Below are 21611 nucleotides of genomic sequence, written 5' to 3'. Positions count from 1 at the left end.
TCTTTTATCTGCTCGTGACACAGAAAAATATTTTTTTCTGTGTATTCACGCATTATTGGGCGCTTTTACGAATGGATTTTTATCTCTTCGTAAAAGTGCCCTTATGTCGTTTATAAGCACTATTTAAAAAAGCTCTTATTTTTTGAGCTAAAAATCATCTAGGGACGCCTAGATCCGATACTCTTAATCCTAAAGATTAAGTCTTAAAAACAACTCATCGAGGTAGCCAATGTTAAACACTTTATATTCCGGAAACCGTCTTCGTGTAGACTTCTCTAAAACTCCTCAACAGATAGAAGTACCAAACTTACTGCAACTGCAACAAAGCTCATACAATAAATTTTTGATGCTTGATGAAAAAGATAGAGCGCAAAGCGGTGTTGAAACAGTATTCCAATCAGTTTTTCCTATTCATGACGCTCAAAACAGACTTACAGTTGAGTATATCGGCAGTGAAGTAGGCAAGCCTAAATACACAGTTAGAGAGTGTATGGAGCGTGGTCTTACTTATGCAGTTAGCCTAAGAATGAAAACTCGTCTTGTTCTTTGGGACAGAGATGAAAATACTAAAGAGAAGTTAGGAGTTAAAGATATTAAAGAGCAGAGTATATTTGTTCGTGATATCCCGCTTATGACTGAGAGAACTTCTTTTATTATCAATGGTGTTGAGAGAGTTGTTGTTAATCAGCTTCACCGCTCACCGGGTGTAATCTTTAAAGAAGAGGAGTCAACAACTTCTGGCAATAAGCTTATCTATACAGGTCAGATTATACCTGATCGCGGTTCATGGTTATATTTTGAGTATGACCCTAAAGATATTCTTTATATGAGAATTAATAAGCGCCGTAAAGTTCCTGTAACTATTATGTTTAGAGCACTTGGTTATTCTAAACAAGATATTTTAAAACTATTTTATCCTATTCAGCAAATCAATATAGTTGACAATAAATATTTAATGAAATTTAATCCAAACGATTACTCATCAAGACTGACATATGATTTGATTGATAAAGAGGGAAATGTTATTTTAGCGTCTGGAAAAAGACTCTCCAGCAAAAAAGCACAAAAATTTCTTGAAGATGGTATTAAAGAAGTTGAATATCCTCTTGAAGTGTTGTTAGACCGCTATTTGGCAAAGCCTATTATTGATCCTGAAACGGGTGAAATTCTTTTTGACACTATGACTCATATTGATGAAGTAAAACTTAAAAAAATGGTTGAAGTCGGTGTAACAAACTTTAGTATCGCAAATGATTTGGCTGAGGGTGTGGATAGCTCGATTATCAATGCATTTAATGCTGATTCAGACTCACTAAAATTATTAAAGCAGACAGAAGATATCGAAGATGAAAATGATTTGGCGGCAATTCGTATTTATAAAGTTATGAGACCGGGTGAGCCTGTAACAAAAGATGCTGCAAAAGTATTTGTAAATCAACTCTTTTTTGATCCTGAAAGATATGATTTGACAAAAGTCGGTCGTATGAAGATGAATCATAAATTAAGTCTTAATATACCTGAATATATAACTGTTTTAACGCATGAAGATATTATCGAATCTGTAAAATATGTTATTAAAGTTAAAAATGGTCAAGGTCATATTGATGATAGAGATCACTTAGGTAATCGTCGTATCCGTTCTATCGGTGAGCTTTTAGGAAATGAGTTACATAACGGTCTTATCAAGATGCAAAAAGCGATTCGTGACAAACTCTCAACTATGAGTGGACCGATGAATGAGCTTATGCCTCACGATTTAATAAACTCAAAGATGATTACTTCAACTATTATGGAGTTCTTCTCGGGCGGTCAATTGTCTCAATTTATGGATCAAACAAATCCACTTTCAGAAGTAACGCATAAGCGTCGTCTATCTGCTCTTGGTGAGGGCGGTTTAGTAAAAGAGCGTGCTGGCTTTGAGGTGCGTGATGTTCACCCGACTCACTATGGAAGAATCTGTCCTATTGAGACACCGGAGGGACAAAATATTGGTCTTATCAATACTCTTGCAACATATGCTAAAGTAAATGAGCATGGATTTATTGAAGCTCCGTATAAAGTAATGAAAGATGGGAAAATTCTTAATGAGGTTGTTTATCTTACCGCAACACAGGAAGAGGGCAAAAGAATAGCGGCTGCATCTAACAAACTGGACGAAAACGGTCAATTTATAGATAAATTGGTTGTTACAAGAATGGATGGAGAGATTCTTCACCGCCCTGTATCCGAGTGTGAATATGCCGACTTATCATCTCATATGGTTGTTGGTGTTGCAGCTTCCCTGATTCCTTTCTTGGAACATGACGATGCAAACCGTGCGCTTATGGGTTCAAACATGCAACGACAAGCAGTACCTCTTTTAAAACCTGACGCTCCTATGGTGGGAACTGGTGTTGAAAAGCTTGTTGCTCGTGACTCTTGGGAGTGTGTAAAAGCAAAACGCTCAGGTGTTGTAGAGAAAGTTGATGGTAAACATATCTATGTTATGGGAGAAGATGATGGGGAGATATATATAGATTATTATCCTTTACAAAAAAATCTTCGTACAAACCAAAACACTTCATTTGCTCAAAAGCCAATTGTAAAACTGGGTCAAAGAGTAGAAAAGGGTCAGATAATTGCCGACGGTCCAAATATGGATCAGGGTGAATTGGCACTAGGTATTAATGCAATGGTTGCTTTTATGCCTTGGAATGGCTATAACTTTGAGGATGCTATTGTAATATCAGAGAGATTAATCCGTAAAGATGCATTTACATCTGTTCATATTTATGAAAAAGAGGCTGAAGCAAGAGAGTTAAAGCATGGCGTTGAAGAGATTACTCGTGATATTCCAAATGTAAGAGATGATGAGCTTGCTCATTTAGATGAGAGCGGTATTGTAAAAATAGGTACAACTGTCAGAGGCGGAATGATTCTTGTTGGTAAAGTGTCTCCAAAAGGTGAAGTTAAACCGACTCCTGAAGAGAGACTTCTTCGTGCTATTTTTGGTGAAAAAGCTGGACATGTAACAAATAAATCTCTTTATTGTCCTCCAAGTATGGAAGGTGTTGTTGTTGATGTAAAGATTTTTACAAAAAAAGGTTATGACAAAGATGCGCGTGCACTCGAACTTGAAAAAGAGGAGCGTGATTATTTGGAGCGTGAACACTACGATAGACTTCTTATGATAGATAAAGAGGAGATGTTGAGAGTTACAAAACTTCTTACAAAAGAGCCTCTTATAGCTGATATTAAAATCGGTGATACAGAGTATAAAGCCGGAGATATAATCGATGGTAAAGACTTGGTTGAAGTAAACCGTTTTGCTATGAATGCGATTGTAAAATCATTTAGTGAAGAGATTCAAGCAGAATACAATAAAACGAAAAACTATTTCCAAAAAGAGAAGAGACTCTTCCGCGATGAGCATGAAGAGAAATTAAATATCTTAGAAAAAGATGATATTCTGCCAAACGGTGTAGTGAAGTATGTAAAAGTATACATCGCTACAAAACGCCAGCTGAAAGTCGGTGATAAAATGGCGGGACGCCACGGAAACAAGGGTATTGTTTCTACTATAGTTCCTGAAGTTGATATGCCGTACATGGAAGATGGAAGAAGCGTTGATGTTTGTCTTAATCCGCTTGGTGTTCCTTCTCGTATGAATATCGGTCAGATATTAGAGATGCACTTAGGTATGGCAGGTCGTGAACTTGGAAATCAAATCTTAGAAGAGTTTAACTCTAAACAAAAAGATTTTATTCAAAATATTCGCGCAAAAATGATTGAGATATCAGATGTTGCAGGTATGATGAATGCAAAAGAAGTTGTTGCAAAAATGAGTGACGATGAACTTCTTCACTATGCTCGTGACTGGTCAAAAGGTGTTAAATTTGCATCTCCTATATTTGAAGGTGTAAATTCTGAAGAGTTTGAAAAGTTGTTTGCTCTTGCAAAGATGGATACAGATGGTAAAACTGTTCTTTATAACGGCAAGACAGGCGAGAAGATTAAAGAGCGTGTAAATGTGGGTTATATGTATATGCTTAAACTTCATCACCTTGTTGATGAGAAGATTCATGCTCGTTCAACTGGACCATACTCACTTGTAACACAACAGCCAGTCGGCGGTAAAGCGCTATTTGGAGGGCAGAGATTTGGTGAGATGGAAGTTTGGGCACTTGAAGCGTATGGTGCAAGTGCTGTTCTTAAAGAGATGTTAACTATCAAATCTGATGATGTTGATGGAAGAGTTCGTGCGTATAAAGCAATTACAAAAGGTGAATTGGTGCCAGAATCCGGTATTCCAGAGACACTCTTTGTATTAACTAAAGAGCTGCAATCATTAGCTCTTGATGTAGAAATATTTGACGAGGTAGAAGACGATGAGTAAATTAGTAGCTATTGAAGTGACTGAAGAGAAAAGACCGACTGATATAAAACAGATACAGTTTCGTTTAGCTTCTCCTGAAAAGGTGTTATCTTGGAGTCATGGTGAAGTAAAAAAACCTGAAACTATCAACTACCGTACACTTAAACCTGAACGCGACGGTCTATTTTGTGCTAAGATTTTTGGTCCTGTAAGGGATTATGAGTGTCTTTGCGGTAAATACAAAAAAATGCGCTATAAAGGTGTTGTTTGTGAGAAGTGTGGTGTTGAAGTAACAAGCAGTAAAGTCCGCCGTGTTCGTATGGGTCATATTGATCTTGTAACTCCGGTTGCGCACATCTGGTATGTTAGTTCACTACCTTCTCGTATTGGTACTCTTTTAGGTATCAAGATGAAAGATTTAGAGCGTGTACTATACTATGAGGCATATATTGTAGAAGAGGGTGGCGAAGCATATTATGATGCTGAAGCAAAAACTCCTGTTTTAAAATATGATGTTTTAAATGAAGAGCAGTACCGTACTTTAGTGTCTAGATTTGGTGAACTAGGTTTTAAAGCTCGTATGGGTGGCGAAGTTGTTCGTGATTTGTTAGATTCAATCGATTTAGTTGATGCATTTACGCAGCTTAAAGAAGAGATTGAGCTTACAAAAAGTGAAGCTAAAAGAAAAACTATTGCAAAAAGACTTAAGGTAATAGAATCTTTCTTAAACTCTGGAAATAACCCTGCATGGATGATGTTGACAGTACTGCCTGTTCTTCCACCTGATCTAAGACCTTTGGTTGCATTAGATGGCGGAAAATTTGCAGTTTCTGATGTTAATGACCTTTATCGTCGTGTAATTAACCGTAATCAAAGACTTAAGCGTCTTGTAGAGCTTGAAGCACCTGAAATCATCGTAAGAAATGAAAAAAGAATGCTTCAAGAGTCTGTTGATGCACTTTTTGATAATGGTCGTCGTGCAAATGCTGTAAAGGGTGCTAACAAGCGTCCACTTAAATCTTTAAGTGAAATTATTAAAGGTAAGCAGGGTCGTTTTAGACAAAATTTGCTTGGTAAGCGTGTTGACTTTTCTGGCCGTTCTGTAATTGTTGTTGGTCCATCTTTATCAATGGATCAATGCGGATTGCCTAAGAAGATGGCACTAGAGCTCTTTAAACCACATTTGATTGCAAAGCTAGAAGATAAAGGGTATGCGACTACTGTTAAAGCTGCTAAGAAAATGATTGAGGACAAAACAAACGAAGTTTGGGAGTGTCTTGCTGAAATCGTTGATGGTTATCCTATTATGCTTAACCGTGCACCGACACTTCATAAGCTCTCAATTCAAGCGTTCCATCCTAAATTGATTGATGGTAAAGCTATTCAGCTTCATCCGTTGGTTTGTGCTGCATTTAATGCCGACTTTGACGGTGACCAGATGGCTGTGCATATTCCTTTAAGTTCAGCTGCTATTGCAGAAGCAAAAGTTCTTATGATGGCATCTATGAATATTCTTCTGCCAGCATCAGGTAAGGCGATAGCTACTCCGTCACAGGATATGGTTCTTGGTATTTACTATATTACTTTGGAAAAAAATGGAGTAAAAGGGTCAAATAAACTTTTTGCAAATGTTGATGAAGTAAGAATCGCTATTGAACATGATGCTCTTGATATCCATGCAAAAGTAAGAACAAGAGACAACGGAAGAATTATTCATACAACTGCAGGGCGTATGCTTCTAAAAGCTATTTTACCTGATTTTGTTCCATCAGAACTTTGGAACAGAGTTATGAAGAAAAAAGCTATCAACGAACTTGTAGATTATGTTCAAAAACATGGTGGTATTGGAGTAACGGCAGGTTTCTTGGATAGACTTAAAGATTTAGGTTTTAAACATGCAACTGAGTCTGGAGTATCTATCTCTATTGATGATATTAAAATTCCAGAAACAAAAGCAGCTAAAATTGCTGATTCAAAAAATAGAGTATTTGAGATTCAAAAACAGTATGAAGCTGGTCTTTTAACTGAGCAAGAGAGATACAATAAAATCATCGATGTTTGGACAGATACAAACAATACTTTGGCAACTCAGATGATGGAGCTTGTTCAAACTGATAAAAAAGGTTTTAACTCTATCTATATGATGGCAGATTCCGGTGCTCGTGGTTCGGCTGCTCAAATTCGTCAGCTTGCCGGTATGCGTGGTCTTATGGCTAAGCCAAGCGGTGAAATCATCGAAACCCCGATTATCTCTAACTTTAAAGAGGGTCTTAATGTAATCGAGTACTTTATCTCTACGCACGGTGCTAGAAAAGGTCTTGCCGATACTGCTCTTAAAACAGCAAATGCGGGATATTTGACTCGTAAGCTTGTAGATGTTGCACAAAATGTAAAAATTGTAGAGCATGACTGTCATACACATGAGGGTATTGAGATCTCTGATATCAGTGATCAAAATACATTGATTGAATCTCTTGAAGACAGACTAAACGGTAGAGTTTTAGCTGATGATATCATTGATCCTATCAGTAATGAGATTCTTTATGCTGAGGGAACTTTGATTGATGAAGTAAGTGCAAAAGTTATAGCAGAAGCCGGCATTAAAACAGCATATATAAGAACACCTACTACATGTAAAAGTGAAAATGGAATTTGTGCTCTATGTTATGGGGTAAACTTGGCTACTGGCAAGATAGTTCGTAAAGGTGAAGCTGTTGGTATTATTGCCGCTCAGTCAATCGGTGAGCCTGGTACTCAGCTTACTCTTAGAACATTCCATGTGGGTGGTACAGCGAGTTCAACTGCTCAAGAGAGACAAGTTATAGCAGAAAAAGAAGGTTTTATCCGTTACTATAATTTGAAAACATATGCTTCTAAAGAGGGTAAAAATATAGTTGCAAACCGTAGAAATGCTGCCGTACTTTTAGTTGAACCTAAAATTAAAGCGCCATTTGCAGGTAAAATTGAGATTCAAACAATTCATGATGAAGTAATAATTAGTGTTACTTCAAAAACAGAAACAGTTCGTTACTCTATTCGTAAAAATGAAATTGCCAAACCAAATGAATTAGCGGGAATCGGTGGACATATCGAGGGTAAATATTACTTCCCTTATGAAGATGGTTCAGAAGTTAAAGAGTTAGAGTCTATCGTTGAAACTATTAAAGATGGCTGGAATGTACCAAGCCGTATACCGTATGCGTCTGAAGTTTTAGTTCCAAACGGTGCTCCGGTAACGCAAAAGATTTTCGCAAAAGAAGAAGGAGTAGTTAAATACTTCTTGTTAAGAGGCGACTATCTGGAGAGATTTGAAGGTCTTAAACCTGGTTATGAAGTAGTAGAGAAAGGTCTTTTTGCTACTGTCGTAGATTCAAATAACCGTGAAGCTGTAAGACACTATATTGCTCGCGGTTCGGTAATTGTTGCGGATGATGATGCTGTAGTAGATGCTAAATCTGTTATAGCAAAACCAAAAACTGATGAATCAACTGTAATTGCAGAGTGGGATCCATACTCTAATCCGATAATATCTGAAACAAACGGTGTAGTCCATTTTGAAGATATTATTATTGGAACTACTGCGACTGAACAGTATGATGAGCTGACTGGGAAAACTCGTTTAATGATTAACGATCATATTCCTGCTGAATATAAGCCTACAATTGTGCTTGCTAGTGAAGATGGTGAACTTTTAAGATATCAGCTTCAAATAAAAACATCTATTTATGTTAAAAACGGTGCAACGGTTAAAGTAGCGGATATTATTGCTAAAACTCCAAAAGCGCTTCAAAAATCAAGCGATATTACAGGAGGTCTTCCTCGTGTAAGTGAACTTTTTGAAGGTCGTCGTCCAAAAGCAACAGCACTTATCTCTGAAATAGACGGTATTGTAAGTTTTGGTAAACCTCTTCGCGGTAAAATTAGAATTATTGTTGCGTCTGAGAGCGGCATAATAAAAGAGTATTTTGTAGATAAATCTCACTCAGCCGTTGTAAATGCAGGAGATTTTGTGCATGCCGGTGAAAGATTGACATCGGGAATAATCTCTTCGCATGAATTATTGCGCATTATGGGCGTAAAAGCACTTTACAACTATCTTGTAAGTGAAGTACAGCAGGTTTATCGTTCACAAGGGGTTAATATTGCTGATAAACATATTGAAGTAATTTTTACTCAGATGTTAAGACAGATCAAAATTGTAAAATCTGGTGATACGAAATTTATTGAAGGAGATCTGATCTCTAAAGCAAAATTTGCACAAGAGAATGAAAAAATTATCAAACTTGGCGGTCGTCCTGCAATCGCTGAGCCATTCCTTGTAGGTATTACAAGAGCTTCAGTTTCAGCTGACAGTATTATCTCTGCTGCATCATTCCAAGATACTACTAAAGTATTAACCGAAGCTGCGGTAAGCGCAAAAATAGATGATCTAAATGATCTTAAAGAAAATGTTATTATTGGTCGTACTATTCCTGTAGGAACAGGTATTTATAAAGATCAAGAGGTAGTTTTTAACAGCGATGAAGAAAAATAGTATTTTTTCTTTTTAACTAAAAAATGGAGAGCACTTCTTTTAGAAGTGCTCTCTCGCTTAGTATCAACTCTATTATTTCTCACATAAAATTCTATACATTAATTAATACTTAAAATAAGCTAACTTTAATCACTTTTTATATAACATTACGCGTCTATAACTCTCTAAAAAACAGTGAGTTAAATTCTACTGGAAAAATTAAGTAAAGGAATTGTATGCCTACAATCAATCAATTGATTCGCAATGAGCGTAAAAGAGTGATTAAAAAATCAAAATCACCTGCTCTTGTATCATGTCCACAGCGTCGCGGTGTTTGTACTCGTGTTTACACGACAACACCTAAAAAACCTAACTCAGCTTTAAGAAAAGTTGCAAAGGTTCGTTTAACTTCAGGTTTTGAAGTTATCTCATATATCGGTGGTGAGGGTCACAACCTTCAAGAGCACTCAATCGTACTAGTTCGTGGTGGTCGTATCAAAGATTTACCGGGTGTTAAGTACCATATCGTTCGTGGTGCGCTAGATACTGCAGGTGTTGCTAACCGTACTGTTGCTCGTTCTAAATATGGAACAAAAAGACCGAAAAAATAATCAAAAATTATTTTTTTAGCAAAAGTCCATTTGACTATGCTAACGCTAAGTTCACTTCAGCTGTGGGCTCATGAAACTAGTTTCATTTGAAATTGTGTTTTAGTGAAAAGCTGAAAAATATTCAAGCTAGCTACAGGACATTTTAAGTGTTTTGAGTAAATTTGAAAAAATTGAAGATAAGGAAAATTACAAATGAGAAGAAGAAAAGCTCCCGTTCGTGAAATTATGCCCGATCCAGTTTATGGAAGCAAAGTTTTAACGAAGTTTATAAATAAAATTATGTTAGACGGTAAAAAAAGTACAGCTGAGAAGATTATTTACAGCGCTTTGGATATCGTAAGTTCTCGCGGTGAGAAAACAGGTATCGATACATTTAATGATGCTATTGAAAATATTAAGCCGATTATTGAAGTTAAAAGTCGTCGTGTTGGTGGTGCTACTTATCAAGTTCCAGTAGAAGTGCGTCCGGTGCGTCAATTGTCACTAGCTATTAGATGGTTAGTTGATGCTTCTAGAAAAAGAAATGAGAGAACTATGGCTGAGAGATTGGCAAATGAACTTATGGATGCAGCATCTGACAAAGGTAGCGCATTTAAGAAAAAAGAAGATACTTATCGTATGGCTGAAGCAAATAAAGCATTTGCTCACTATCGTTGGTAATAGGATAAATTATGCCAAGATCACATAAATTAGAAGATGTAAGAAATATCGGTATTGCTGCTCACATTGATGCGGGTAAAACTACTACGACTGAAAGAATTTTATTCTATACAGGTCGTGAGCATAAAATCGGTGAGGTTCATGACGGCGCTGCAACAATGGACTGGATGGAGCAAGAGCAAGAGAGAGGTATTACAATTACTTCTGCTGCAACAACTTGTGAATGGGCAGGAAAACAGATTAACATCATAGACACTCCGGGCCACGTTGACTTTACAATCGAAGTTGAGCGTTCTATGCGTGTACTTGACGGTGCTGTGTCAGTTTTTTGTGCAGTTGGCGGTGTTCAGCCTCAATCTGAAACTGTTTGGAGACAAAGAAACCGTTATGGCGTGCCATCGATTGTATTTGTTAATAAAATGGATAGAACGGGTGCAGATTTTTACCAAGTAGAAACTCAAATACGCGAGCGTCTTAAAGGTAATCCGGTTCCAATTCAGCTTCCAATCGGTCAAGAAGATAACTTCCGCGGTGTAGTTGATTTAGTAACAATGAATGCTGTTCTTTGGGATATAGATGCTGCAATGGGTTCAAACTATCATGTAGAAGAGATTCCTGCTGATATGATTGATAAAGCAAATGAGTATCGTGAAAAGCTTATTGAATCTATTTCTGAAGCAGATGGAAATGAAGAACTTGCTGAGAAATACCTAGAGGGCGAAGAGCTTACTCAAGAAGAGATTATTGCAGGTATTAAAGCTGCAACAATCGGAATGCACATTGTTCCAATGACTGCAGGAACTGCATTTAAAAACAAAGGTGTTCAAACACTTCTTGATGCTGTTGTTGCATATCTTCCATCTCCAACAGAGTGTGCTCCTATTAAGGGTACTATGATGGATGATGAGACAAAAGAAGTTGTTGTTCCATCAACTGACAATGGTGCATTTGCATCTTTAGCATTTAAAATTATGACTGACCCTTTTGTTGGACAGTTAACTTTTATTCGTGTTTATCGCGGTTCATTAGAGTCAGGTTCATATGTGCACAACTCTACAAAAGATAAAAAAGAGAGAATAGGTCGTATTATGAAGATGCACGCGGTTAAGCGTGAAGAAGTAAAAGAGATCTATGCTGGAGAAATCGGGGCTGTTGTAGGACTTAAATTTACTACAACCGGTGATACTCTTTGTGATGCTTCAGATCCTGTTGTATTAGAGCGTATGGATTTCCCTGAGCCGGTTATCTCTGTTGCGGTTGAACCAAAAACAAAAGCAGATCAAGAGAAGATGGGACTAGCACTTGCTAAACTTGCTGCTGAAGATCCATCTTTTAGAGTTCATACAGATGAAGAGACTGGTCAGACTATTATTTCAGGAATGGGTGAGTTACACCTTGAAATTCTTGTAGATAGAATGAAAAGAGAGTTCAAAGTAGAAGCTGAAGTTGGTGCTCCTCAAGTTTCATACCGTGAAACAATTAGAAAAGAAGTTTCTCAAGAGTACAAATATGCGAAACAATCAGGTGGGCGTGGACAATTTGGACATGTATTCCTTAAAATTAAGCCGGGTGAAGCTGGTACAGGCTTTATTTTCCATAACGAAATCAAGGGTGGGGTAATTCCAAAAGAGTATATTCCTGCAGTTGAAAAAGGTTGTGCTGAAACTATGGCTAACGGTGTTCTTGCAGGTTATCCTGTAGAAGACATTGAAGTAACACTTTATGATGGTTCATACCACGAAGTCGACTCAAATGAGATGGCATTTAAACTTGCTGCATCAATGGGCTTTAAAGAGGGTTGTAGAAAAGCAAATCCTGCGATACTAGAGCCGATTATGAAAGTTGAAGTTGAAGTTCCAGAAGATTATATGGGTGATGTTATCGGTGACCTTAACCGTCGTCGCGGACAAATCAATGCAATGGGTGACAGAGCAGGAAACAAAATTGTTGATGCTTTCGTTCCTCTAGCTGAGATGTTTGGTTACTCAACAGATCTTCGTTCTGCTACTCAAGGTAGAGCAACATATGCTATGGAATTTGATCACTATGAAGAAGTTCCAAAAAATGTATCTGAAGAGATCATTAAAAAGAGAAACGGCTAAGCCAATCTCAAAATAGCTCCCTTTTGGGAGATATTTTATCCTCCCTATCATTTCAAAATAAAACTTCAAATAAAATTTATCAAAATATAAAATTCACAAATAATTCACATTGAGTGTTTATAATAATAAAAAAAGGAGTCTCCTATGAGAAATATTATTATAAGCGTTTTGTTAATAGCGAATCTATTCGCAGTTGATTACTCTAGTATGTCGTTGCAAGAGTTGAAAAACCAAAGAGGGGGTATCGCACCTGAAGATAAAGAAGCATTTAAAGCAGCAATAAAAGCTAAAATGCAATCATTATCACCTGAGCAAAGAGAAAAAGAAAAAGCAGAGATGTTGGCATTTAAAGCGTCTGTATTCTCTACCACACCGAAAAAGATTGAAGAATTTGAAATGAAAATGAAGTCTCTTGCTCCAGAGAAGAAAGATGCATTAATGTCAAAAATGGATTCTTTGAGTATGGAAGAAAAATTTGCATTTAAAACAAAATTGTTTGCAATGTCAACAGAAGAGTTGTCTGCAATGAGTGCAGAAGAGATGATTCATTTAAGTGATAAGTAAATAAATAAAATCATTGTAAAATAGTTACATATAGATGGTATTGCAGCAGAATGTCATCTTTATACAAAATATTTTCACAATAAACAATTTATTTTATCAATTCCACACTAAATTAATACTTCTTTGCAATAATAATTAAATTTTTATTATAAAAAGGGGTTAAATTGAATATTAAAATAAAATTTATATTTATTTTATTTTTGTCTTCTATGCTATATGCAAATGAAGCATATGATTTAAATGAAATTGTTGTTTCTAGTACTAAAACAAAAAGTACATTAGCTGATTTGCCGATGCAGGTAACGGTAATTACGCAAGATGAAATTGAAAACAGCGGGGCAACAAATATCTCCGATATATTAACAGGCAGTGGAGAAGTTGCTACAAAAGCATCTGGTGCAAATGAGCAGCAGGTTAGTATACGAGGGATGAATCCAGATGATACACTTTATCTGATAGATGGAAAAAGAATAAACGGGACTTTTACAGATGCAGGAAGAATTCCCGCTAGCATGGTAGAGAGAATAGAGATAGTCAAGGGGAGCTCCGGTTTGCTTTACGGAAGTGATTCTATGGGGGGAATCATAAATATCATTACTAAAAAAAGTGATGATGATTTTGCCGGAGATATACAGGTTACACATGCAAAAAACAAAAATAGTGCAGATATAAATATATTTGGCAAAAAAGAAAATACCTCATTTAGACTCTTTTCAAGCTATATAAAAAGAGACACCTATTCAAAAGACAAAACAACAGATGTAATTATTAAACAGGGAAGTAATTCATACTCGCCGTCTACTCTCCCGGCTTCACTAAAAACTTCAACAAATTTAGATAACTTAAATGATACATATGATTTTCAAGAGGATTATGAAGATGAGATGGAGACTAAAAGTATAAGCGGAGGGATGACACATAGATTTAGTGATCATTTTAAGATAGATATAGATATGAGTTATCTCAAAGAGAATATAGAGGGCAATTTTATAAGTGCACTATATACAACAAACTATGATAAAATCGTAGTAAACAACCTCTCTGCAGAGCAGTATGATGAAAATAGAAGAGTTACTGCAAGCTCAGGATTTACATATACTCCTTCGGATGCTTTAGAGTTTATGTATAGTCTTTCATATTCAAAATATGAAAAAGACAAAAAAATATACACAAATTTTTGGGAAGAGCTGGGGTATGATTCAAAAGAGGATTCAGTATCTGGTATAGATGATTCTACCACAAGATATGTTAATCATGATTTCTTAAGCACATATGAATTTTCAAAGGATAATAGAGTATTAATCGGAGGAGAGTATAGAGTTGTAAATAGAGATGCAACCGGATATAGCATAGATGACAGAACATATTCAGGAATTTTTTTGCAACACGAGTATAGACCGATTAAGAGATTAAATCTTGTATATGGTGCCAGATATGATAAAGACTCTGAAGCAAAAAGCGAAACTTCTCTTAGTTTTGGCGCTGTTTATGATATATATGAAAACACAAAAGTTAAAGCAAACTATTCTGAAGGCTTTAAAAGTGCCACTGATGAAGAGCTGTATACAAACACTACAACAGCTGCAGGAAAAAATCTTTTAGGTTCTATGATTATAGAAGGATCAAAAACACAGAGTTGGGATTTGACACCGGAAACAAGTGAAACTATAGAGATTGGGATAAGCAATAAAGGAGATGTATATGATTTTGAAGTCTCTGTTTTTGATACTAAAATAGATAATAGAATAAGCAAGGTTATACTAGATGCTACTACAACGAGTTATAAAAATATAAGTGAGAGCGAGATAAAAGGGGTTGAGACTAATATTGCATTTTATCCGGTAGATGAACTGATTGTAAAATTTTATTACAGCTATATAGATGCAAAAAACAAAACAGACGATACTGCCTTGATTGGGATTCCTGAGGAGCTTGCAAGCATGACAATCAGTTACTTTCCTATGCCAAAACTTGAATTAAGAAGTGTTACAAAATATACAGGAGAACAGATAGATATAGACGGAGAAGTCGGAGGTTACAGCATAACAAATATAAAGGTAATGCAAAAAGATAGTTTTAAAAACATAGACCTCTTTGCCGGCATCGATAATGTGTTTGATAAAAAAATACCCGAACAGCTAGGGTATATACAAAAATCAAACTATTATATAGGTGCCAAATATAAATTCTAGCGTGCGCTAAGCATGCTAGAGTTGCTATTTTGCTTTATTTTTAAGATAAAGCACATATTTTACTATCAATCTTATAAGACCTACGACTGCATAAACTGCAAATGCCCAAAGCAAAGGATGAAGATAATTTCCCTGCTCTACCATCGCATCAACTCTCTCAACAGGGGAGTGCAACAAATCCGAATGCTGCAAAACAGCTAAAACCAAAAGTATCACTGTAAAGTAAATTAGTTCAATTTTTATTTTTTTAATCATTTTACAATTATATCTAGTATAATTAAAAAAATAAAAACAATAAAGGTGAAATTATGAAAAAAATGATAATTATATCTCTTTTTGCAACACTTTTGCTTGCTCAAAATCCTCGTGTATACTCCTCTTTGGGAGACGGCATCTATGATAATGCGCCCTCAATAGAAAAATTAAAAGAGATAAAAGAGTTTTCGGAGTTTGAAGATAAGATAGCTACGCATATAAAAGAGGTTGAAAAAACAAAAAAAGATGGTTTTGCTATCGAGTCCGGAGACAGCGGTGTAGATAAACGCGAATATCTAAGGAAATTAAGAGAGTTGTCTAAGCAGGACAGCTATTTTGCCAGAATTTCTCAAAAAAAGTTTAAAGAGTCTATGAAGCAAAACAATCATGAACTCTTTACAGAGTTAGTCAACTCCGGCATGATTGATACAAAAAAGTATAAAAAAAAGATTTTAGACTATTATGATTTAAACAAAGATGAGATAGTTTTATCCGGTGAATTAAAGATGCTTGTAGAGAGTGAGCGCTCAAAGCAAAAGAGTAAGGCAGATTTGAAAAAATCTGTTAAAAAACAGGATAAAGCCTCACAAAGAATAGAACATATTAAAAAAAGAGATAAAGAAAAAGAGCAGGAGAGGGAAGAGATGCTTGAAGAAGAGCTCCTCCAAAAAAAGAGAGAGATTCGTGAATATCAGAAAAAAGAGTTGATAAATCACTAAAACCATAAAGGCTGCTCATATATAGCAGGCCTTCCATCAAGTGTCAGGTATGGCTTATAGTGAGATTTATAGGAGAGAGAGGGGCACTCTTTGACATAGTAGCCCAGATAGATCCACTTTTTTTTGCTTCTTTTTGCAAAAATTATCTGATTGTATAAAGAGAGTTTGCCGAGTGAGTAGTTCATATAGTCGGGGTCGTAGTAAAAGTATATGGAAGATACGCCCTCATCTAAAATATCAATTAAATCTACTCCGATAAGCGTATCATCTAAGTAGTACAAAACCTCATATCCAAAACTATTATGCCCATCCACAAAAGAGCTGTAGTAGTTTTGTGCGCTTACAGGAGTATAGTCCCATCCCTTTTTCTCTTTCATAAAAAGATGATACTTTTCAAAAAGTTCCAGATGCTTTTTGCTGATGGAGGGTCTTTGAATATAGCTTTTGATATTTGAGGCTTTTTTTAAAACTCTTCTTTGCGATGCTGAAAATTCAAAATTATCTACATCTATTTTTATGCTTTTGCACTCATCGCATGCGGGGCAGATGGGTCTAAAATACATTTTGCCAAATCTTCTGTAACCGCGCTCTATAAGCTCCTGGCAGTCAGCAGCAGAGCACTCACTGATTATTTTATAGTGCGTTGTCTGATTTTTACCCGGCAGATAAGAGCATTTGTCACTTGCTCTAAACTCTTTTAGTATATCCATGCTTTTTTATTAAGAAATTTTGTTTTGAGAAATAAGCACATCTTCAATCATTTTATCAATATCACCGTCAAGTATTGCACTTACATTTGAGTATGCTTGATTGCTTCTTGTGTCTTTCACCTGCTGATAGGGCTGCATAACATAAGAGCGGATTTGATGTCCCCAGCCTATTTCACTTTTTGCAATACCATCACTTTGTGCTTTTTGCGCTTCGAGCTCCAGCTCATAGAGTCTTGATTTAAGCATTTTCATGGCAGTCGCTCTGTTTTTATGCTGGCTTCTGTCGTTTTGGCACTGAACAACCACACCTGTTGCTATATGGGTGATTCTGATGGCTGACTCCGTCTTATTTACATGCTGTCCGCCGGCGCCGCTTGAGCGGTATGTATCAACGCGGATATCTTTGTCTTCTATCTCTATATTGATATTCTCATCTACTTCCGGGGAAACCATTACAGAGCTGAATGATGTATGTCTTTTAGCGTTGGAGTCAAAAGGCGAGATGCGAACAAGCCGGTGGATGCCGTTTTCAACTTTTAGATATCCATAGGCATTTTCACCCTTTATAAGCAGTGAGACATCTTTTATGCCCGCTTCATCGCCCGCCTGATAATCGAGTACCTCAATACTCCATCCCCGTCTCTCAGCAAATCTTTTATACATGCGAAGAAGCATTGAAGCCCAGTCCTGTGACTCTGTACCGCCTGCACCTGGATGAATGGAAAGAATGGCATTGTTGGCGTCCATCTCTTCGCTTAAAAGAACCTCAATCTCCATGGCTCGTATAAGCTTTTCAAGCTTTTGGGCTCCCTCAAAACACTCGGCAATGGCATCTTCGTCGTTTTCATCTTTAGCCATGTCGTATAGTTCTTTGGCATCTTCGAGAGCATCTTTTGCAACAGCATGCTTTTGAAGTTTTCTTTCGCACTGTGTTTTCTCTTTTTGAATCTTTGCCGCATATGCAGCATCATTCCAAAAATCCTGCGAATTTTCCAACTCCGCTATTTCATCTAAACGCGCTTGGAGTTTGTCCGGCTCAACGACACCGCTAATGTTATTCATCTTTTTTGAAAGATTTTTTAAAAGTTCTGTATATTCATAATTATCCATAAAACCGATCCAATAGTGTATAATTGCGATTATATTAAATTGAGGCTTAAAATGAAGATTATTTCTAGTCCCTTAGAGTTAAAAGAGCAGCTAAAAGAGGTGCATAAAACAGTAGGTTTTATTCCTACAATGGGTGCTTTGCATGAGGGACACATCTCTCTTATAAAAAAGGCAAAAGAGCAAAATGAGTTTGTTGTCGTCTCGGTGTTTTTAAATCCTACACAGTTTTTAAAAGATGAAGATTTGGATAAATATCCAAAAAAGGATGAAGCTGATAAAAAGATATGCGAGCTAAGCGGTGTCGATATTCTTTTTCTGCCAAGTGCCGATGTTATGTATGGCGAAGATGAGGTAGCTCTTCTTGCGCCAAAAGTCAGAGGCTATGTTTTGGAAGGTTTTAGCCGGCCGTCTCATTTTAACGGTGTTTTAACTGTTGTAATGAAGTTGTTAAACATAGTAAATCCGACAAGAGCATACTTTGGCAAAAAGGATGCGCAGCAGTTAAATCTTATATCGCTGATGGTAAAACAGCTCTTTATGGATGTAGAGATAGTTCCCGTTGATACAGTTCGTGAAAAAGATGGGCTGGCACTGAGCAGCAGAAATGCCTATTTGACTCCGTCGCACAGAGAAGAAGCGCTTAAGATACCATCTTCTCTTCGTACTGCAAGTGCAATGGTCTCTAAAGGAGTGCTTGACTCAAAAGAGATAACATCAAAAATGAGAGAGGTGTTGGCTCCTCTGGAGATTTTTTATGTGGAGATACTGGACCGTGAATTTAACCAAATTTCACATGTAGAGATAGGAAATACGGTGATTTTGGTTGAGGTAAAAGTAGGAACGACGAGACTACTCGACAATATCTGGCTTTAAATAGTCCTCTTCGACTAAAATATCAACCGTCTTTTTAAAAACGGGTACGGCTGTTTGGGATGCAAACTGGCTCTTTTTAGGTTTTATAACAATAACGCCTATAATATATTTGCTCTTTTTGTCGTTTGCAAAGCCTACAAAAGCAGTGTTGTACTCGTTTACATACTTTTTGCCCTCGACGATATGCGCCGTTCCCGTTTTGCCGCCAATCTCCAAACCATCTGTTTTTGTTTTTGTACCGGTTCCCTCGTTTACTGTTTTTATCAATATTTTTTTCATTCTTTGCGCGGTTGTGCTTTTTATAACCTGAATCTGCTCTGCATAGGGAATTGGAATCTCTTTTTTGCCCTTGTCTATAAAACATTTTACTATTTTTGGCGTAATAATTCTTCCGTTGTTGTTAAAAGCGCTATAGGCGCGTATAAGCTGCATCAGATTTGCGTGCATACCATAACCGTAAGAACATGTTGCTTTATAGATCTCATTTTCTAGCTGCAAAATATGCGGAACAGAGCCGACTTTTTCATAAACAAGATCCGGCGTGGATTTTGATGCAAAACCAAAATCTATAAGCCCCTGATAAAACTCTGCTCCTGAGAGTTTTTGAGCAAGCTGTGCTATACCTATGTTTGATGAGTGCACTATAACATTTTCAGCACTGAGCCAGTCAAATTTATGCTCATCAGTTATAATCTTTCTACCGATTTTGTAGCGTCCGTTGTGGCCGTTTACCAAATCATATGGATTTACAAGCCCTTTATCCAAAAGAAGAGAAAATGTGATGGGTTTGATAACGCTTCCCGGCTCAAAACTGTATTCTATCATTGCACTGTTAAGAGATGGATAGTCGCTTCTTTTTATCGACTTTGGCAGATATCTGTTGGAGCTTGCCATAGTAAGAACATCGCCGCTTTTTGAGTCCATAACGGCAGCTATAATATGCTGAGCTCTTAGCTCTTCTCTCATCTCTTCGAGCATTCTCTCAATTCGTATTTGCAGAGCCACCGGAATAAAGAGCTTTATATCCAGACCGTTGATCTCCGGTTTTGTAAAACTCTCCCCGTTTAATATAATATAACCGTTTACATCCCTTGGACCCTGGCTTAGCTCATCCTGTTTTGCTTGAAGTTCGTTTTCAAACTTTTTTTCCAGCCCTTTTACCCCTTTTACATAGGTATACCCCTCATCTTCATATTTGTGCGGATAGCCGATGATGGGCGTTAGAAGCTTATCGTAAGGGTACTCTCTGCTCTCTCCGCTCTCAACGACGCTTAGACCGTGAAGCGTTGTTTTGCCTGTAAGAGGATTTTTTCTCTCTATAAAAACATTTAGTCTTAAAAGCTCATATGAGAGCTGTTTAAGATACTGCGCCTGTTTTTGAGGGATGTTGTAGCTTAGCACTACCACACCATCTCTTTTGGCAAGCCTTTTTTTAATCTCTTTTGTATCAATGCCCGAGTAGATGCTAAAGAGCTCAACAAAAAGCTCCTTTTTTTTTGGGTCGATATAGTGTGTGTTTACAACGGCTTTGTAGAGTTTTATCGTGGTCGCTATATGAAAATCATCGGCACTGATGATAGAGCCTCTTATGGCTTTTGAACTCTCTTTTGTATAGAGAGAGGGCAGGTCGCGGGATTTTAGGGTTGTAAGAAGCATCACGCTTAAAAATATGATAAAACCAACCACAATCAGAGAGTAGAGAATAAATATTTTTTTGCTTTTGTTTTGATTGTTCATTATGTTATATATCTTGATTTTTAAAAAGATTATAACATTAAACTTCTTGCAAAAAAGAGAAATTTGCACAAGAAGAGCTAACGCAACAGCAACTTAAAAGATATTGCCTCTTTTTGATGATATTAAGCAGAGATTAATCATAAGTGCTTCATAATCACAGCAAGGTTATTGGTGTAACCCAATTTATACAACAAAAAGGAGTTCTTATGAAAAGAGCTGGTTTTACTATGATCGAATTGATCTTTGTTATCGTTATATTAGGTATTTTAGCGGCTGTTGCTATTCCAAAACTTGCTGCAACAAGAGATGATGCTGTAATTTCAAAGATAGTTGCAAATACTGCTACTTTGGTTAGTGATTATGGGGCAAATTGGACAGCACAAGGTGATTTCAATGCTTCTACAATGTGGGGTGATATTACAAATGTTATTATAGAAAATAGTACAGGTACTGTATTAGAGGGTAAGACTACTGCTATTAGTACACCCGTATATTTAACTGATGGTAGAGGTAATGACTGTGTATCTTTTACTCCTAATTCGAGTGATTATAGTCAATTAGTAGTTGCTGCTATTGAAGATGGAGAAGGTGATACAGTTTGTGACGCAGTTGCTAATGGAATTGATCATTTAGCAAAAACACATCAATTTGGTGGATCTAGAGTTAAATACTAGTTTTTTGTTTCCAAGCTTTTGCTTGGGAACACATATATAGAGTAATAATTTTCAAGTTATTTTTAAATAATTTTAAAATTAATACTGAGGGTTTTTTATGAAATTTTCTCGCGCTTTTACTATGATAGAGCTTATTTTTGTTATCGTTGTTCTGGGCATTTTGGCTGCCGTGGCTTTTCCAAGGCTCGCGGCTACAAGGACAGATGCAGAGATAACAAAAGGGCGCGCTGATGTAGCTACCATCCGTTCCGCCATAGTAAGTGAGAGACAGACACAGCTTATCAAAGGCGAAAACAGTTACATACCAAAACTAAGCTCAGACACCACCACTCTTTTTACAGGCGATACAGACAGCAACAGAACTCTTCTTATGTACGGCATAAAAGCAGGAAGCGGATCCGGGCACTGGAGCGGAACAGATCCAAACTATACATACAAAATCGGAGAAACTTCTGTTCCTTTTACATATGATAAAGACACCGGAAAATTTACATGTGACACTGATGATGAGTATTGCGACGAGTTAGTTGATTAAGA

15 protein-coding genes are annotated in these 21611 nt (G+C 36.8%); 11 read left to right on the top strand and 4 right to left on the bottom strand.

All coding sequences use genetic code 11. The features are described from left to right. Window positions 1-229 precede the first annotated feature (229 nt). The 7 genes from rpoB (at window position 230) to CVO_RS07970 (ending at window position 14996) form a co-directional block, all read left to right on the top strand. Window positions 230-4375: a DNA-directed RNA polymerase subunit beta gene (gene rpoB, locus CVO_RS08000; RefSeq protein ID WP_152298711.1), complete on the top strand. Its 4146-nt coding sequence runs from the start codon at window positions 230-232 to the stop codon at window positions 4373-4375. Beyond that, complete coding sequence (rpoC, locus tag CVO_RS07995) at window positions 4368-8888, top strand: DNA-directed RNA polymerase subunit beta' (RefSeq protein ID WP_159571452.1); 4521 nt, start codon at window positions 4368-4370, stop codon at window positions 8886-8888. Before rpoB ends, rpoC begins: the two co-directional genes overlap by 8 nt. A 215-nt stretch (window positions 8889-9103) precedes the next feature. Next, entirely contained in the window at window positions 9104-9478 is a 375-nt protein-coding gene (gene rpsL / locus CVO_RS07990; RefSeq protein ID WP_137011707.1) for a 30S ribosomal protein S12, read from the top strand. Window positions 9479-9670: 192 nt separating this feature from the next. Next, the gene (gene rpsG / locus CVO_RS07985; RefSeq protein WP_152298713.1) at window positions 9671-10138 is read left to right on the top strand and encodes a 30S ribosomal protein S7; all 468 of its coding nucleotides are present in this window, start codon (window positions 9671-9673) and stop codon (window positions 10136-10138) included. An 11-nt stretch (window positions 10139-10149) separates the two neighbouring features. Further along, window positions 10150-12240, top strand: coding sequence for an elongation factor G (gene fusA, locus CVO_RS07980; RefSeq protein WP_159571449.1), 2091 nt, complete (start codon window positions 10150-10152; stop codon window positions 12238-12240). Window positions 12241-12384: 144 nt separating this feature from the next. Continuing rightward, window positions 12385-12804 (top strand): DUF1104 domain-containing protein, encoded by a 420-nt coding sequence (locus tag CVO_RS07975; protein WP_159571446.1) that lies wholly within the window; start codon window positions 12385-12387, stop codon window positions 12802-12804. A gap of 164 nt (window positions 12805-12968) precedes the next feature. Next, window positions 12969-14996: a TonB-dependent receptor plug domain-containing protein gene (locus CVO_RS07970; RefSeq protein WP_159571443.1), complete on the top strand. Its 2028-nt coding sequence runs from the start codon at window positions 12969-12971 to the stop codon at window positions 14994-14996. Between the two features lie 24 nt (window positions 14997-15020). Here CVO_RS07970 and CVO_RS07965 read toward each other — a convergent pair whose 3' ends face one another. Beyond that, window positions 15021-15251: a hypothetical protein gene (locus tag CVO_RS07965; RefSeq protein ID WP_159571440.1), complete on the bottom strand. Its 231-nt coding sequence runs from the start codon at window positions 15249-15251 to the stop codon at window positions 15021-15023. A 53-nt stretch (window positions 15252-15304) separates the two neighbouring features. Between CVO_RS07965 and CVO_RS07960 the strand changes: the two genes are divergently transcribed. Beyond that, complete coding sequence (locus CVO_RS07960) at window positions 15305-15970, top strand: hypothetical protein (protein WP_159571437.1); 666 nt, start codon at window positions 15305-15307, stop codon at window positions 15968-15970. On the opposite strand, the gene CVO_RS07955 is transcribed toward CVO_RS07960, so the two are convergent. Next, the gene (locus CVO_RS07955) at window positions 15967-16680 is read right to left on the bottom strand and encodes an arginyltransferase (protein ID WP_159571434.1); all 714 of its coding nucleotides are present in this window, start codon (window positions 16678-16680) and stop codon (window positions 15967-15969) included. The genes CVO_RS07960 and CVO_RS07955 overlap by 4 nt on opposite strands. 9 nt (window positions 16681-16689) lie before the next feature. After that, on the bottom strand, window positions 16690-17790 hold the full coding sequence (gene prfB, locus CVO_RS07950; RefSeq protein WP_152298720.1) for a peptide chain release factor 2: 1101 nt from the start codon (window positions 17788-17790) through the stop codon (window positions 16690-16692). 51 nt (window positions 17791-17841) lie between these two features. Between prfB and panC the strand changes: the two genes are divergently transcribed. Then, a complete protein-coding gene (gene panC, locus CVO_RS07945) occupies window positions 17842-18663 on the top strand; it encodes a pantoate--beta-alanine ligase (protein ID WP_152298721.1) in 822 nt (273 codons plus the stop codon). Here the strand turns inward: panC and CVO_RS07940 are convergent. Beyond that, the gene (locus tag CVO_RS07940; RefSeq protein ID WP_159571431.1) at window positions 18640-20400 is read right to left on the bottom strand and encodes a peptidoglycan D,D-transpeptidase FtsI family protein; all 1761 of its coding nucleotides are present in this window, start codon (window positions 20398-20400) and stop codon (window positions 18640-18642) included. The two genes, panC and CVO_RS07940, sit on opposite strands and share 24 nt — an antisense overlap. 206 nt (window positions 20401-20606) lie before the next feature. On the opposite strand from CVO_RS07940, the gene CVO_RS09865 reads away from it, so the two are divergent. Then, window positions 20607-21074, top strand: a complete 468-nt coding sequence (locus CVO_RS09865) for a type II secretion system protein (RefSeq protein ID WP_241690959.1) — start codon at window positions 20607-20609, stop codon at window positions 21072-21074. Window positions 21075-21171: 97 nt separating this feature from the next. Then, the gene (locus CVO_RS07930) at window positions 21172-21609 is read left to right on the top strand and encodes a type II secretion system protein (protein WP_159571428.1); all 438 of its coding nucleotides are present in this window, start codon (window positions 21172-21174) and stop codon (window positions 21607-21609) included. Window positions 21610-21611 lie beyond the last annotated feature (2 nt).

The organism is Sulfurimonas sp. CVO (assembly GCF_009883775.1).
GTDB classification, from domain to species: Bacteria; Campylobacterota; Campylobacteria; order Campylobacterales; family Sulfurimonadaceae; genus Sulfurimonas; species Sulfurimonas xiamenensis.
This window is presented reverse-complemented; position numbering and strand designations above follow the sequence as displayed.

Bases quoted from the DNA above. Each gene is read 5' to 3' on its own strand.
- rpoC (WP_159571452.1), top strand. From the start codon at position 4,368: ATGAGTAAATTAGTAGCTATTGAAGTGACTGAAGAGAAAAGACCGACT.
- CVO_RS09865 (WP_241690959.1), top strand. From the start codon at position 20,607: ATGAAAAGAGCTGGTTTTACTATGATCGAATTGATCTTTGTTATCGTT.
- CVO_RS07955 (WP_159571434.1), bottom strand. From the start codon at position 16,680: ATGGATATACTAAAAGAGTTTAGAGCAAGTGACAAATGCTCTTATCTG.
- CVO_RS07940 (WP_159571431.1), bottom strand. From the start codon at position 20,400: ATGAACAATCAAAACAAAAGCAAAAAAATATTTATTCTCTACTCTCTG.
- panC (WP_152298721.1), top strand. From the start codon at position 17,842: ATGAAGATTATTTCTAGTCCCTTAGAGTTAAAAGAGCAGCTAAAAGAG.
- CVO_RS07975 (WP_159571446.1), top strand. From the start codon at position 12,385: ATGAGAAATATTATTATAAGCGTTTTGTTAATAGCGAATCTATTCGCA.
- prfB (WP_152298720.1), bottom strand. From the start codon at position 17,790: ATGGATAATTATGAATATACAGAACTTTTAAAAAATCTTTCAAAAAAG.
- fusA (WP_159571449.1), top strand. From the start codon at position 10,150: ATGCCAAGATCACATAAATTAGAAGATGTAAGAAATATCGGTATTGCT.
- CVO_RS07960 (WP_159571437.1), top strand. From the start codon at position 15,305: ATGAAAAAAATGATAATTATATCTCTTTTTGCAACACTTTTGCTTGCT.
- CVO_RS07965 (WP_159571440.1), bottom strand. From the start codon at position 15,251: ATGATTAAAAAAATAAAAATTGAACTAATTTACTTTACAGTGATACTT.
- CVO_RS07930 (WP_159571428.1), top strand. From the start codon at position 21,172: ATGAAATTTTCTCGCGCTTTTACTATGATAGAGCTTATTTTTGTTATC.
- rpsG (WP_152298713.1), top strand. From the start codon at position 9,671: ATGAGAAGAAGAAAAGCTCCCGTTCGTGAAATTATGCCCGATCCAGTT.
- rpsL (WP_137011707.1), top strand. From the start codon at position 9,104: ATGCCTACAATCAATCAATTGATTCGCAATGAGCGTAAAAGAGTGATT.
- rpoB (WP_152298711.1), top strand. From the start codon at position 230: ATGTTAAACACTTTATATTCCGGAAACCGTCTTCGTGTAGACTTCTCT.